The organism is Veronia pacifica, assembly GCF_001707825.1.
GTDB classification, from domain to species: Bacteria; Pseudomonadota; Gammaproteobacteria; order Enterobacterales; family Vibrionaceae; genus Veronia; species Veronia pacifica.
In genome coordinates, this window is the sequence record NZ_LYBM01000011.1 from 12,379 (window position 1) to 26,734 (window position 14,356).

Annotated in this window: 13 protein-coding genes; 7 read left to right on the forward strand and 6 right to left on the reverse strand. The window is 43.9% G+C overall.

The genetic code is table 11. From position 1 onward, the window contains the following. The first annotated feature begins 990 nt into the window (after positions 1–990). Complete coding sequence (locus A8L45_RS07855) at positions 991–1,884, forward strand: homocysteine S-methyltransferase family protein (RefSeq protein WP_068900955.1); 894 nt, start codon at positions 991–993, stop codon at positions 1,882–1,884. Positions 1,885–2,120: 236 nt separating this feature from the next. Here A8L45_RS07855 and A8L45_RS07860 read toward each other — a convergent pair whose 3' ends face one another. Then, a complete protein-coding gene (locus tag A8L45_RS07860) occupies positions 2,121–2,351 on the reverse strand; it encodes a hypothetical protein (RefSeq protein ID WP_068900957.1) in 231 nt (76 codons plus the stop codon). Between the two features lie 697 nt (positions 2,352–3,048). On the opposite strand from A8L45_RS07860, the gene galM reads away from it, so the two are divergent. Continuing rightward, the gene (gene galM, locus A8L45_RS07865; protein ID WP_068900959.1) at positions 3,049–4,113 is read left to right on the forward strand and encodes a galactose-1-epimerase; all 1,065 of its coding nucleotides are present in this window, start codon (positions 3,049–3,051) and stop codon (positions 4,111–4,113) included. Positions 4,114–4,251: 138 nt separating this feature from the next. Here galM and A8L45_RS07870 read toward each other — a convergent pair whose 3' ends face one another. Further along, complete coding sequence (locus A8L45_RS07870) at positions 4,252–4,749, reverse strand: DUF3916 domain-containing protein (protein ID WP_068900960.1); 498 nt, start codon at positions 4,747–4,749, stop codon at positions 4,252–4,254. Between the two features lie 559 nt (positions 4,750–5,308). Here A8L45_RS07870 and hemB point away from each other — a divergent pair. The 3 genes from hemB to A8L45_RS07885 all read left to right on the forward strand — a co-directional run bounded on the left by hemB (position 5,309) and on the right by A8L45_RS07885 (position 7,550). Beyond that, a complete protein-coding gene (gene hemB / locus A8L45_RS07875; RefSeq protein WP_068900962.1) occupies positions 5,309–6,280 on the forward strand; it encodes a porphobilinogen synthase in 972 nt (323 codons plus the stop codon). Between the two features lie 124 nt (positions 6,281–6,404). Next, positions 6,405–7,058 carry a DUF4937 domain-containing protein gene (locus A8L45_RS07880; protein WP_068900964.1) on the forward strand — a complete coding sequence of 218 codons (654 nt, stop codon included), beginning with the start codon at positions 6,405–6,407 and terminating at the stop codon, positions 7,056–7,058. A 129-nt stretch (positions 7,059–7,187) separates the two neighbouring features. Next, positions 7,188–7,550, forward strand: a complete 363-nt coding sequence (locus A8L45_RS07885; protein WP_068900965.1) for an MmcQ/YjbR family DNA-binding protein — start codon at positions 7,188–7,190, stop codon at positions 7,548–7,550. An 86-nt stretch (positions 7,551–7,636) separates the two neighbouring features. Here the strand turns inward: A8L45_RS07885 and A8L45_RS07890 are convergent, their stop codons facing one another. Genes A8L45_RS07890 through A8L45_RS07905 form a run of 4 tightly spaced genes read right to left on the reverse strand, consistent with a single transcriptional unit; the run spans position 7,637 to position 11,915 of the window. After that, a complete protein-coding gene (locus A8L45_RS07890; protein WP_217492132.1) occupies positions 7,637–9,622 on the reverse strand; it encodes a pre-peptidase C-terminal domain-containing protein in 1,986 nt (661 codons plus the stop codon). A gap of 30 nt (positions 9,623–9,652) precedes the next feature. Beyond that, positions 9,653–9,997, reverse strand: a complete 345-nt coding sequence (locus A8L45_RS07895; protein ID WP_068900967.1) for an Lcl C-terminal domain-containing protein — start codon at positions 9,995–9,997, stop codon at positions 9,653–9,655. Between the two features lie 17 nt (positions 9,998–10,014). After that, on the reverse strand, positions 10,015–10,368 hold the full coding sequence (locus A8L45_RS24500) for a hypothetical protein (RefSeq protein ID WP_068900969.1): 354 nt from the start codon (positions 10,366–10,368) through the stop codon (positions 10,015–10,017). A 2-nt stretch (positions 10,369–10,370) separates the two neighbouring features. Continuing rightward, positions 10,371–11,915 carry an ethylbenzene dehydrogenase-related protein gene (locus tag A8L45_RS07905; RefSeq protein ID WP_083228245.1) on the reverse strand — a complete coding sequence of 515 codons (1,545 nt, stop codon included), beginning with the start codon at positions 11,913–11,915 and terminating at the stop codon, positions 10,371–10,373. 359 nt (positions 11,916–12,274) lie between these two features. On the opposite strand from A8L45_RS07905, the gene A8L45_RS07910 reads away from it, so the two are divergent. Together A8L45_RS07910 and A8L45_RS07915 are read left to right on the forward strand one after the other, a co-directional pair. Further along, the gene (locus A8L45_RS07910) at positions 12,275–13,444 is read left to right on the forward strand and encodes an MFS transporter (RefSeq protein WP_068900971.1); all 1,170 of its coding nucleotides are present in this window, start codon (positions 12,275–12,277) and stop codon (positions 13,442–13,444) included. A gap of 198 nt (positions 13,445–13,642) precedes the next feature. Then, the gene (locus A8L45_RS07915) at positions 13,643–14,281 is read left to right on the forward strand and encodes a response regulator (RefSeq protein WP_068900972.1); all 639 of its coding nucleotides are present in this window, start codon (positions 13,643–13,645) and stop codon (positions 14,279–14,281) included. The last annotated feature ends 75 nt before the right edge of the window (positions 14,282–14,356 follow it).

The following is a 14,356-nucleotide window of genomic DNA, read 5'->3' on the forward strand; positions in this document are numbered from 1 at the left end:
GATAAGAATCCTCCATTAAGTAGGAAAGTTATTTTGATAAATAATATCCCTGTTAATCGTATATATAAGAAACGAGTATGCCATCTTATTCATTTTTTCATGTTATAACTCACAAAAAATAGTTCAATCGGTCGAATGTTGAGTAAAGATATGTAAGTAAATGAAATTCATTGATTCAACAAAAATTCATATCTGACCCTCACTCGAAAAGCAGACATAATATCTAAAATTAATTCCAGTTTAATGTATTGTAAGTAATGTCAATTATACCTTTGCTTGCTTTTCGACATACCCGGTAAAGGCTTTTTTAGCCTGAGTCTCTTCCCTAAGGGAGACCATATGCCGGGTATTTTTTTGTGTTTAGTACAATAGTGAATAATAGCTTTCACTCATTTTTTATCTTAATGACATGTTCATTACTATGATGAGTGAAAATAAAAATAGCTTTTAAAAAGCCATTATTATTTTTAGATATATTGTAAATAAAACGAAAAGTTATTAATAAAATACTCCAATCTAAGTCGCCTCTTTTCTAAATTATTCGAATACTACTTTTAAGTCAGGTTATCTCTAAATGGCTAACAACGAATTAAGTTTTCCACTGGCGAGCTTTCGTTTGTACTGACTTCACTTTAGAAAGAGTGGGTCAATACATCGCCCATTGATTTTGCAGGGCCATGGCTTACTTATTGTTGACCTTGTTGACCTTGTTGACAGGTATTGATCAATCAAAATGTGGCACTGTTTTGTGAAATTTTCCTATGACCTCACGGAATGAACCCCCTCGGAGAGCGGCTGTATTGCCAGACTGTTTGCATAAGGTAATACTTACTTGGAAGTCGCTGCTACCAGTAACCGGATACAGCACGCGCTCATATTCAGTGTATTAAGGAGAGGTTGGATATCCAGAACCAGATTGAGCTTGCTGAGATGACAAGATGCTCAATGTGAGCCATATCGATCTTGTGGTTATCCTTGGGAGATAAAGCAATGTTTGTCTTACTTGATGGTGGTATTGGTCGAGAGCTGCTCAGAATAGGCGCACCATTTTCTCAACCGCTTTGGAGTGCACAAGCACTGATAGAAGCCCCAGAGTTTGTGCTCGATGCACACATGAATTTTATCGATGCGGGCTGCGACATTATTACTGTGAATAGCTATGCCTGTGTGCCTTTTCACCTCGGTGAAGATATGTTTACCCAATCTGGGCATAAGCTAGCAGAAAGAGCTGCGAGACTGGCGCGAAAGGCGGCCGATACCTCAGGTACAGAGGTAAAAGTGGCGGGCTGTATCCCACCAGCACTGGGCTCTTACAGGCCTGACTTATTTGATGCCAACCGTGTTTTGGCGATCACTGAAACGCTTATCGATGCACAGCAGGCGTATGTTGATTTATGGTTGGTAGAAACCATTAGCTCCATTGATGAATTCCGCTGCATTCATGGTGCGCTTAAATTGTCTGACAAGCCTAAGTACTTTGCCTTCACCCTTGATGATGTTGAGGTAGAGCAGCCCACGTTACGCTCAGGAGAGTCAGTTCGTGAAGCAGTAGATATGGCACTGAGGCGAGAGGTTGACGGCATATTATTTAACTGTTCTCAGCCCGAAGTCATGAAGAGTGCACTTGAGTTGGCTAGGGCGGTCATTATTCAAGAGCGGCAGGGTACATTAACCGGGATTTATGCGAATGGGTTCGATGCGATATATGCGGGACATGAAGCCAATGACGGGTTATCCCGAGAACGTGGTATAAGTCCGAAAGAGTATGCTGATTTTGCCAACACATGGCTTGATGCTGGCGCTGATCTTATCGGAGGGTGCTGTGCGATTTTCCCTCAACATATTGCGGAGTTAGATAAACTTCGAAAGGAAAAAAGACGTTAGTTGCTCACCATTACTCAGATTCCACCTTCTCCCAAGAAGAGAGTCTGAACTCACTTTGGTAAATAAATTAGGACTGTTACACCAGTGGACGGAACAATGTTCAACGTCCCATGCATTATTGATGCAACTGATGCTTGTTGAATGCATCACTGGTATTGATGTGACTCCGATTTCTCAGGGAGACAATCGCCTTCCCATACGTCGGATGCTGTAAACATCATCAGTGGTTTTTGTGGCTAACTATGTTTAGCCTCAGATGATTTGGTCGTGACAAAGTGTTGCATCCGAAGGCTTCTGAGGTGATTGTGCATACTCCAGTTGCTTGCCCTTTCTCTCATGTATGCCTTTTCATGATCTTTTGAAATGACGACGCCATCGGAATTTTCAGATACTGAAACCACAGCGCCTTTCTCTGATTGCTCAGAAGATACCGAAACTTTGAGATTGATATTTTTTTGTGAGGCCATTTCTGTCTCCCAACCGATGCTGAAACACTTTCGGGTTTGTTGTGAGGATTACAAGGTAAGTGTTTTAAGTGGGCAGGAGTTCCAACTCAATGACAGTCTTTGGTCTTATCTGTGACCTCGATCTGGTATGTTAGCTGCCTATAAGTATTTTTGCATTCAGAGGTACAAAGGTCAGGAGGTGACTCATGCGATACCAAATAAAATAATGCGTGGTTTTGGTAGGCAAATTTTGGTTTCATAGCAACTTGGTAGTGTATGCTTTTTTAGTAATGTATTTGGGTAAATGAGTTAACTCAAACTGCTTACTTCCCAAGTGTAAACATCTCATAAAAGCTACCCGCGATAATCTGTCTGATGTAAGGCCTTATTAATGCTACTGATATTGTCAAAAGAGATTGTCCATTAACTACTCGTATTACGCCCGGAAAATTTCACGGTCTTTTTAAGCTATGTTTCATCATCCAAGTAATATGCAAAATGTTTATTGCTAGTCTTATTGCCTAACTTTTCAACCTTTTCTGCTATTGAAAATATGAATATCATCGGTTGCTAACATTGTCTGATGGCAGACATTCTCAAGATCTAACCCAAAGTAATATAGGCTGTTGAACTTTATACCAACATTTAGTCTGGCAGCGATAAGCTGGACTGTGTGGCTAGATATTCATACCACAATCTTGTGGTTGCAGAGGGAGGGATGTCTGAACATATGGCCAGACAAAGTGACTCCATATTGGGAGTTGATGCTTCAGATAAGGCGCCTGCCAGGGTATATACATTGTCTAATCTTCACGGAATGACCATATCTGTTATGGATATTGGCGCGACGTGGTTAAGTTGCGTTGTTCCAATGGAGAATGGAGACAGAGATGTATTGTTGCGAGCAGCCAGTCTTACCAGCCAGCAAACTTACAAAGCTTATCTCGGCAGTGTGATTGGCCGTTTCGCTAACAGAATAAACCGGGGAAAATTCACTCTAAAAGGCAAAGAATATAAGCTATCCGTAAACGATGGCAGACATTGTTTGCACGGTGGAAATTTGGGTTTCGATCGATACAGATGGAATGTTCTACTCAAGAATTTTAATAAAATTGTATTCGCAATGACATCACGAGACGGAGACCAAGGGTTTCCCGGCAGACTCGATGTACAGGTGACCTATGAAGTAACAGACGATAACGAAGTTATAATTGATTACAAAGCCACATCTGATATGTATACCCCGGTAAACCTTACCAATCATGCTTACTTCAATTTGGCTGGCGAGGCCAGTGGCGAGTCGGTGATGTCGCATACTCTAAAAATTGAGGCGGATCATTATTTACCTGTGAATAACGATTTAACCCCAACGGGTGGCATTGAGGAGGTTACGGGAACGGGTTTTGATTTTAGGCAACTTAAAGAAATCGGTGCAGACTTTCTCCTTGATGAAAACCAAAAAATGGCTGGTGGATATGATCATTGTTTTATCCTGAAAAGGGCCATTAATGATGGGGAGAGTGACGTTGTAACACTTGTTTCGCCAAACAATGACCTAACCATGAAGTTACAAACGACGAAACCTGCCGTTCAACTTTATACCGGTAACTTTCTTGAAGGTGTCGAAGGGGTGTCTGGGGTTTATAAGTCGTATTCCGGTCTTTGTCTGGAGACACAGTACCTTCCCGACGGGCCTAATCATCCGGAATGGGGGAGAAGTGCAGGGATCATTGGGCCCGGGGAGCACTATTCTCACGCAACCAAGTATTCTTTTGAGTTCTGACAAGAGACCCTGTAATCTGCCTAAATGGAATTTCTCAGGGCAACATCTTGCATTCAAAATGCGATGACAAAAATTAAGCCAGCTATCCGCTGGCTTTTTTAATATGTTGAGACAGGCCGAACAGTCGAAACAAGCTATTCAGGAAGTGATCGGACGGTATGACCACCATTCTTCTTCGTTGACTGAAACGTCCCCCTGCCATTCATCTTTTTCAATACTAAGAAAGCCAACTTCCTCAAATTGAGCCGGTAACTCAATATTGAGTGTCTGTGTCAGGCTGGATGTTGGAAGTTGCTTCAGAGTTTGAAAATCACTTTGGCGGTTAAAAAACCGATAAAAATAATCGGGGTCAAAAAACACGCAGATTTCACTTTGATGCATGTCAGGATAAGTGAGTAATGCTGTGACGATAGATGTTGTATCTTCTTTGGGTTTGGCTGCATGAATATTCGCAACGGCCCGAAGCATTGCCTTAGCACAATGAGCCTGAAGCTCTGCATTCGTTGTTGGCCTGTCGACAACGCGGTCAAGGATTGGAATTTTTTCATTCCAATAAGGATCTTTCTTAAATTCCTCGGGGAAGTATCCGACGAGAGAGTCCGCCCATCTGTCGAGTGAGCGGAGTCTGCGCGTCACGCCCCTTAATTTTTCTTTCGGCCTTTGTAAACTTCTACGTCTCATGTTGTCTTAGATGCGCTTGACTGGTTGTCGCTGAGTATATCTAAATGTCATTTTCTACTCAGCAGAAAATACGCATAACACGGCTCAGTAACCACTCGTGATCTAAGGTGAAACCTCATTTGGACCTCGATCCTTACTGTCTGACCTTCTGTCTAGTATTTCAACAGTCCAGTCATTTTCCACTCGGCTAGAGCAACCTTTTGAATGAAAAAGTTCTATATAGGTAAAGTCACCAACTTATACTGATGTTGTATGGCGCTCTTATCTTTGTTATTTAATATTTTTATAAATTAAAATTAATTATAAAAATAGGATCTATAATTGTTAATAAATACTTTAAATATATTCTCTCTTAATAATTTTGTTATTTTAATTTAACATGGGATTATAATATTTAACCTTTCAGTTTTGTGATTAATATTAATTTCTGGCTTAAATCCCATTTGTATTAACGTCAATATGATATCTTCATGATAGTTATTTTTAATATTTAGCATTAATAAAGATATAGGTTATGAACATTATAAATAGAAGACCTCGCCGCTTAAGAAAAAATAAAAACATTCGACATTTAGTAAGTGAAAATAGTTTTGACCTAACAGATCTGATCCAACCTATTTTCATTGAAGAAGGTATTGATGAGGCAATAGAAATCGATGCTTTACCCGGTCTATATCGCATTTCAGAAAAGCAAATATCAACTGATATAGAAGCACTTTATCGTTTGGGCATTCGCTATGTGATGCCTTTCGGCATATCTAAACGTAAGGATCATTGCGGCTCCGATACCTGGAGTGAAAACGGTTTATTGTCACGAATGATCAGAGCCATCAAAGAAGCCTGTCCAGACATGGTGGTGATCCCTGATATTTGTTTCTGTGAATATACAGATCATGGGCATTGCGGTGTTGTTTCTGATGATCAGATTGATAATGACAAAACCCTCGCCAATCTCGCTAAACAGTCAGTCGCAGCGGCAAAAGCGGGCGCAGATATACTGGCACCATCAGCAATGATGGATGGGCAGACTGGCGCCATACGTAACGCACTCGATGAAGCGGGATTTGCTCATGTCGGGATTATGGCGCATTCAATGAAATATGCATCGGCATTTTATGGTCCGTTTCGTACTGCTGTGGATTGTGAAATAAAGGGTGACAGGAAAACATATCAAGCTGATCCCGCGAATAGCCGAGAAGCATATGTTGAAGCATCATTAGATGAGCAGGAAGGGGCTGATATCCTTATGGTGAAGCCGGGTATGCCGTATCTTGATGTTGTTCGTCAGTTGAGGGATGTGACTCACTTGCCAATTGCGGCTTATCAGGTCAGTGGTGAGTATGGAATGATAAAAAGTGCTGCTCGTGCAGGCATTTTGGACGAGAGACAAACGGTCACTGAATCAATACTTGGATTTAAACGTGCTGGTGCAGATATTATTGTCACATATTATGCCAAGCAAATCGCACAATGGCTAAACAATTGATTTAAAGTAGATAATCCAATATTTCGTTTGATGTTTCTGTGTAATGGTGTGTTGGCAAGTATCCTTTAATTTGGGTAGAAAAAGACGCTACGAAGAAGCAAAAATCGTGTTGTGGAGAACGCTTTTGACAATTATTAAGCTGATCAAATGTAAGGTAAAAGAGGGACAACATGAAAGCTTCTCTAATGGGCAACTAGCGTGGGAAGCTTTGCGTCATTGTGAGGGCTTTGAGGGGCAGTGTGGCGGCTGGACACAGAGCAGAGAGGCGCTTGTTTTAGGTAAATGGTGCTCAAGCGGTGATGTTGCCCAATTTATGGCGTCTGTGCATGACTCGATTTTTCTGAAAAGTAACCAAGAAGCAACATATAGCGAGTGTGATATTCATTATCTTGAACACTGTCATTCAATCGTGCCTTTAGTTACAAAAAACAACGCGCCAGGGAGTGGCGTTATTAGCGTATCTCGCCATGACAATATATCAGACGTTGACCGGTTTATGCATGACCAAACAAACATTTGGCACCCGGTGTTGATACGCGCTGAGGGTATGCTCGGCTGCTTTATTTCTGTGAGTACGTTACACAGTGATTGTTTTTTGGTGGTCACCCATTGGCAGTCATTTTCCGATTATGAGCACTTTAAAGAATCCACACTTCTTCGTGAGGAACAACAGAATGAGCCGCAAAGATATCTCTGTGATCTGTCGGAGTGCTTGGTAAATGAAGAGGTTTCATGGCGAGTGTTTCCGGAAAATACCAAAGAGAAATCAATGTATTGAATGTGGTATTGTCACATGTTTTTTGTTTTACAACGCAATGTCTTATTGCTTAAATGACAGGTGTTTTTTCATCTCTACTATCGGCGTTTATTTTGTTAGGTATTACGAAAAGCAGGGAGAACAACATCCATGAATCACGAACAATTTAACGCATTTTGCGCATCCTTGCCGTCAACAACCTATGTGGTTCAGTGGGGAAATTCACATGTGTGGAAAGTGGGCGGAAAAGTGTTTGCCGTTGGCACCAAAAGCAAAGATCAGCAACCCGCGTTTACCTTCAAAGCATCAGAGTTAAACTTTGAGTTTCTTAAACTTCAAGACGGTTATATACCAGCCCCTTATTTTGCCAATCGCGGGATGAAATGGATTCAGCAAGTTGAAACGTCAGGTCAGTTAGATGAAGAACTTGAGTACTATTTGTCGGAGTCACATAGACTGGTGTCGTTGGGTTTAAGTAAAACTAAACAAAGAGAATTGGGCCTGATCGAGTAATGACAACCTAATATATCGTCCTTGATACAAGTAGAGCAGCCAGTCGGCTGCTCTTTATGTACCGCTATACTGATGCCGTTGACTGACTATTGCCACTCCAGTGTCAGAGTGACATCACGGAAATCTTCATAGCCAAATAGCCCTACCCACCAGGTAGCAGCGCCTTCATTTTCTTCCTCGCACAATTCATCGTTTCCTTCTTCGTACGGGCGACAGTCGTATTTTTTCTTCTTCGGTTTGATAGACTTTCTGACATAAAGATCAGCATCACCACTGCCACCCTCTATACGAGCAGTAAATTGTTTCGCCTCAGCGGGCACTTCAAACGACTGAAATTGCCAGCTATCCTCATCGCCACTGAGATCAGTAAATACCTGTCGGTTCACTGGCTCAGGCTTATCATCTGTTCTATACGTAGCGGTCAGTGACACGTCTGAAAAACTCTCGTAGGCGTATAACATGACGAAATATCGCCCCGTCTGCGGGGAGGAAATGATACAACGTTCCTCATTGCCTTCTTTGTATGGACGGCAGTCGTAACTCTTATCGGTAGGCGCTTGTAGTGCACGGACATAGAGATCTGCATCGCCATAGCCGCCTGACATCTCGAATTTCAGTGATGTGGCTTCTGCTGGAACGTCGATGTAAAAAAGTAGGGTATTTCGCTCGGTTGCCGACAGCTTGTTCACTGTGTTGCCATTTTCCAATGCTTGTTCAACTGGCGGTTTTGGCGGCTCCACACTGTTATCGATCACCGAGCGTTGGTCGTCGTTTCTCACCAATTGCAGCTTGTCGCCGATATCTGCTGCTTGCCACCAGTTAACCCCTGCAGGAACTAAAAGTGGGTTGGCTGCTCTCTCTTCGCGCGTCAACGTCTGTGCTGTGTCGTCAAACTGTGCGGTACGCACCTGCATTTTGTCAGTTTCAACCTGAATGATCTTAAACTGCTGAATGCTGGCTAAATCAATGGTCCATAATTTAGGGTCGTTGGCCGAACGCGCGGGCGCGCCCCAGCTGCCTTCTCCCACAAATACCGTGCCGCCTTGTGTCGTCGCAGCAAAACCATTGGTGGTCGGTTTTAACGCTTTAGTGATTTTGTTGATATGAGTGTCAGACTCAACAACCAGATTCATCTTATGTTGATAGAAGGTGTCAGCCCACCACTCGTGCAGCTCATCGTTGTCTGATTTGCCCGTGTAATGCGGGAACATAGGCTTATGGTATTGCGCGATACGCCATTTGGCGCTGTCACCTTTGCTGCTGAGATCAGTCTCAAGCCACTGGTTCATTTGTTTCGCTGCATTCCCCCAACCGCTATTTTTAAACTGGGAGTTCAAGGTGTAGACCCTCAACAAAGGCGAAACGGAGAATGCGCTGTAGGTATCTTTGTAGTCACATTTACCATCTTTGTTAGGATCGACACCAAACACCTGACACAGCGTCGAGTAATTACCATCTTCATGGTTTCCGTGTGTTGGAATGAGAGGATAGATGCGCTTGTAGTTCTCACTTTCAATGACATCGTCAGAATAGGTTAATGTCCAGTCATCGAGGAACTGACTCATCTGGGATGCGCTGTTGCTGTCAGTAAAATCACCGCCATGCATAACAAATAAGGGGCGGGTTTTAGCCACCAGTCGGTTACCCTGACGACGGTTTGTCCATCCGGTTCGGGTATCGCCACCTGCGACAAAGACAAAAGGAGAGTGATCAGTGGGTGCGGTTTTAAACCAGAATTTGTCACCACACTGACCTTTTTCACAGACCTGATAGTAAACAGGTGAATCCGGCTGTAAATCTTCCAGTCGTGTGAAATGGCTATTCAGACGACTTTTAAACGAGGCAGAGTGGGTAGGTGATACCTGTTTCCATGTACTTTCGTCAGTAGACTGCCCGTAGCGAATGGTCACTGTGTCAGATGACTGAGATTGAGTGACACCAATGACAGCTTCTCGCGCAGGATCGGCATCCCACATGACTCTGTGTTGGCTAATACTGGCATCAGCCGCTGCGCTTAAGCCTAAGCTCAAGGCGAGCGAACTGTACACCATGACAGATGATGTTTGGTTCATAACGATTCCTTGTTTAGTGGGTGTGTTGTGTTATCTCTCGTCAGTCACAACCGTGCTGTATTGCGACAAACGGAAAGAAGGGGAATGTTCAGTGTGAAAAGAGGCACTGACTAACCGGACAAAAGCAGCGTTTCGATAGGGTAGGTGCGTGGTGTCGCCACTGCCAAAGTTAATGGCTTTAGCACCATATCCGTGACGTCTATATACGCCACTCAACGGTGCTGCCGAGTCTGATGTCCAGTAATCCCCCGCTTTGGTTTTAGGGAAAAAGCCCGGATCCACTCTGGGTTTGCCAATGCTGGTATCGAGGTCAATAATACTGCTCAGTTGATGATGGTCAGGAAGCGCCCAGTCTGACTGGCCGCACAGTGTCATTTGGTTGGCCCGACGAATTAGATCATCGGTATCACAGCGGTTTTCCTCAAAGTAACAGTCACCCAGATTAGGTTTACCTGTTTCGCCGTCAAACCAGGAATAGGTCCAGTAACTGTCACGAATCGATTGTCGTCGGATTTAGCTTCCCACAACATGCCTGTCTGAGTATCTAAAACGCAATGCCAGGGACCCTGCCACGGTGATAAGAATTCGCCTTGTTCATTTACTTTAATAAAGCGGGACATATCTGGTTGTGGTGCGGTTTGGCGTTGAAATGTTTGTTGTTGAAATGACAAGAAGATAATCAGGCTAATCAATGGCAGGTTCAGTAATAAAAAGCGACGCAAGCGTCGAACTTGGTGGCGGCCCATGATCACTCTCCAAATACCAGTTTTATTGGACGGATATGTCGGGTATGGGCGGTTTGGCTGTGGTCAAAAGCCGATACCCAAAGGCAGATTCCATCATGGATTGGCTGGTCGAAGGCTGATTCAGTATCCAGATGCCTCGCCATCTCTAACGTCCATTTGCCATTACGCCACTGACCGACAGCGCTGACATCTCCCCGGTCTCCCTCAAACTGGTTTGATCGGTAAAGAACGGAGGGCAGTGTAGCTCCAATTGGCAGAGTGTCAGCCGAGCGGCGATAAGGCATAAAATCAAACCACGAACCAACAAGTCCCGCGTCATCCGCGATGGAACTATCAAGATTCAGACCTGTCTGTAATGGCAGACGTTTGGGGACAACCTCGTCTTGTTGGAACCATTTCCAGTTCATGACATAACCACCTGATTCTTTGCTGTCAGTGTGATAGCCGGCTTTATAACGCCGATTGGCAGAGCTATGTTTCTCTGGTGGGCCAAAATAGTTATCGTCGGCTTGTTTCATGCCATTGGTGCGGACTGCTTTCCAGTGCCACATGTCCCTGTATTCACCGTCAGTCGTGTAGTGATAGCCTTTACCGTGCCAGTTTGCGGGTTTGTCAGTCAGTGGCTTTCTACCAAGATGGACAGTGCCTGCTGCAATAAGATTGCAGTGGTCAGAGAGCAAAACAGCGAATTTATCCTCATAGTAGGTTTGTTCATCAAATTGATAAAAGCCGTTCTGGCGTACCGTCCAGCCTTGTTCCGTTTTCACCAGAGGCAGGTGATTCAGGCTTTTGCTTGGGTCTTCCCACTGGAACAGAAAAAAGGCTTCTTTATCTGTCCGCAATGCTTTGACAGTGACCTGCGTTTTTCCATCAATAAAGTTTGCGCCACCAAACGTACTCACAGTTTCTGACAACGCCTTTGTCCATGCAGGATCAGAAGCATCGCCGTCGAGCACAATAAAATCGTCATCTGGTAACACGCTGACCGAGAGTGGAGTAGGAGAGAGGTTCCATTGCCAGAGCCCCATGACCAGAACAGAAAAAAGACCGATGATCACTAGGGCGAAGGGACGAACAAATAGTGCTTTAAGCCAGCTGATGGACGCTTTCCCCAGATCGACCACATAGCCACCAGAGTGGAACAAGACAAACAGCAGAATGGCAGTGGCAGCATAGTAATGAACGAGCTGCACATAAGGTATGTCGCTGAAGTGATAAATTCCCCAGCCTGAGATAACACTGATAGTGATCAAGGGAAGACTGAGCGAGATCAGAATGCGATGGTATTTCTTACGGCCTACATTGGTATTTTTTGCTCTCAGTTTGTATGCAAGGTAAGTAAGGAAACAGAGTGTTAAAACCATACCGGATAAAACATGCGGTGAATGTACGTCACCTTGCGGCAAAACCGGTGAGAGAAATAACGCATCATCACGGGTTAATAAACTGATCCTGAAACCAGTGAGGAGACTGGCAACTACCGCCAGTATTGAAAGGGTATGAATGGTCGCCCAACAGACTCTGAATATTCCACGAGATACGTGCATTGTGTACTGACGGCCTCTAGTGTTGCTATTTCTAATAATTGAAGGTCGTCAATTAGAGAGGGGATTGGTGAAAGTTTTAATACAATTGAGTTAACTATTTTTATAAAGTATTGATTAAAAATAAAATCATGATCTGACGCAGAGTTGTTTTGTCGCCTCGCCCACAAGTAAGACAAAAAATAGAGTAATTGATCGAATTATTCATTTCGCTTTTATTATTGATGAAATTTAAGACGTTTTTCCGACTTAAATATCTTTGACAAAGCGACAAAGGACATGCCTTCAATGCTCTACACTTTTGGTTTGTGCTTGACGAGATTATTGAGACGGTCCTGTCTCAAACAGGTGGGATAAAGTGTATGAAAGCATGGTTCATTGTGCTGGTGGCGGTATTAATACTGGCGATCAACATGGGGCTTCGTCAGGCGCTGGGTATCTTTCTCCCTGATATGGTGAGTGTGTATTCAATGTCCTTACCAAGTATATCTCTCGCGTTTGCCGTCCAGAATTTGCTTTGGGGAGCTGTGGCACCTTTCGCAGGTATTATGGCTGAGCGACACGGTTATCCCAAAGTACTGATTGCTGGTGCTCTTATCTATAGCGCGGGTACAGCACTTATGGCTGTCAGCCAGTCGCCCATTGTCTATCACCTGAGTAATGGTATTTTGCTGGGTATTGGTGTGGGCGCGACGACGTTTCCCATCGTGTTAGGGGCTGTCTCACAGTATTTTCCCGAGAAAAAGAGATCATTGGCGCTCGGTATTGCCAGTGCAGGAGGCTCTCTCGGCCAGTTTATTTATGCATTGGCAGGTAACGCGCTCAATCAGACATATGGTTACTCAACGACATTACTGATTTTTGCCATGACGGTATTACTGATCCCGCTGTTGGTCATGCCTGTTAAACCTCAAGCATCAGAGAATGCTCCTGTCATCTCATCAGAACCCGCGTGGCGAGGTAAAAATTTCATCTTGCTCGCGGCGGGCTTCTTCGTTTGCGGATTTCACGTTGCATTTATTTCTGTACATTTACCCAACTATGCCTCGTTTTGTGGGTTAACATCAGATATTGCGGCCAATTCTCTCGCAATCATTGGGCTTTGTAATGTTGCGGGGACAGTGTTTGCCGGTTGGCTGGGCGGTCGTTACTACAAGCCTTACTTGCTTTCGGGTATTTACTTAGCCCGGGCTGCACTGATTTTTGCCTTCTTTATCTCACCCAAATCGGCTGAGAGTTTTTATTGGTTTGCCGCCATTATGGGCGTGTTGTGGTTATCAACAGTGCCTTTGACGAGCGGCGCGGTTGCACAGCTCTATGGCGCGGGAAAAGTAGCAAGTCTATTTGGCTGGGTGATGTTCAGTCACCAGATTGGCGCTTTTGTCGCTGTATATTCGGCAGGATGGATCGTCGAATTGACAGGCACTTACAATATCGCATGGTATTTAAGCATTCTTCTTGGCATAACGGCTGCGTTGATTCATATACCAATAAATATCCCCAAGTCTCCTGAGCGCATCCTGTCACAATAAAATCCGGCTGCTATCATTTTTGGCCGAGTGAGGTCTTTTTATCCTCAAAGCGATGTCTGGATCACGAGACAGACCTGACACCATGACATCAAATCGTGATGGTGCATGGGGCTGGGTCGCATAGAGCTCTTGTCCTGCTATTAATTCCTATTTTGTCTTCGTAAAGTTTTGTCAGTTATGAATAAAAAGGGAAATCACATGACCACGCTTCTACTCGCCGATGATCATGTATTGCTTCAGGATGGACTGATAGAACGCTTATCGAAACAACCTCGGTTCTCAATTGTCGGAACAGCAAATGATGGCGATCAGGCAGTGCAACTGGCAGAGGAATTGAGGCCGGATATTTTACTGACGGATATTTCAATGCCAAAGAAAAATGGCCTGGATGTGCTGAATGAGGTAAGTGAAATTGCACCTGAAGTAAAAGTGGTCATTCTGAGTATGCATAACAATAGTGAGTACGTTCTCACTGCAATGCGCTCAGGAGCAAAAGGTTACGTGTTAAAAGATGTGTCCTCTCAGGAGCTCGTCAACGCGCTCAATGTGATCGCTGACGGTGGGACGTATTTCAGTGCAAAGGCATCAGAGACACTGATGCAAGGTGTGAAGTACGAGGAAAAGAAATACACCGGTGATAAGACACCGACACCAAGAGAAAAGGATGTACTACTACTCATTGCCAATGGCGCCTGTAATAAAACAATTGCAAATCAATTGGATATCAGTGTCCGAACAGTAGAAACGCATCGACTCAGAGTCAAGAAGAAACTCGGGATCAGTTCGACGGCAGGGCTTGTAAAGTATGCCTTTGATCAAGGATGGGTAAGTCAGTAATTTATACCCGTCCTGTTAAAGTGATTATCGTTTTTCAAACATAGTCACTAAACACAACCTGATGGCTTTACGTCT

Bases quoted from the DNA above. Each gene is read 5' to 3' on its own strand.
- A8L45_RS07885 (WP_068900965.1), top strand. From the start codon at position 7,188: ATGAATCACGAACAATTTAACGCATTTTGCGCATCCTTGCCGTCAACA.
- A8L45_RS07860 (WP_068900957.1), bottom strand. From the start codon at position 2,351: ATGGCCTCACAAAAAAATATCAATCTCAAAGTTTCGGTATCTTCTGAG.
- A8L45_RS07890 (WP_217492132.1), bottom strand. From the start codon at position 9,622: ATGAACCAAACATCATCTGTCATGGTGTACAGTTCGCTCGCCTTGAGC.
- A8L45_RS07895 (WP_068900967.1), bottom strand. From the start codon at position 9,997: ATGACACTGTGCGGCCAGTCAGACTGGGCGCTTCCTGACCATCATCAA.
- A8L45_RS24500 (WP_068900969.1), bottom strand. From the start codon at position 10,368: ATGGGCCGCCACCAAGTTCGACGCTTGCGTCGCTTTTTATTACTGAAC.
- galM (WP_068900959.1), top strand. From the start codon at position 3,049: ATGTCTGAACATATGGCCAGACAAAGTGACTCCATATTGGGAGTTGAT.
- A8L45_RS07905 (WP_083228245.1), bottom strand. From the start codon at position 11,915: ATGCACGTATCTCGTGGAATATTCAGAGTCTGTTGGGCGACCATTCAT.
- A8L45_RS07910 (WP_068900971.1), top strand. From the start codon at position 12,275: ATGAAAGCATGGTTCATTGTGCTGGTGGCGGTATTAATACTGGCGATC.
- A8L45_RS07855 (WP_068900955.1), top strand. From the start codon at position 991: ATGTTTGTCTTACTTGATGGTGGTATTGGTCGAGAGCTGCTCAGAATA.
- A8L45_RS07915 (WP_068900972.1), top strand. From the start codon at position 13,643: ATGACCACGCTTCTACTCGCCGATGATCATGTATTGCTTCAGGATGGA.
- hemB (WP_068900962.1), top strand. From the start codon at position 5,309: ATGAACATTATAAATAGAAGACCTCGCCGCTTAAGAAAAAATAAAAAC.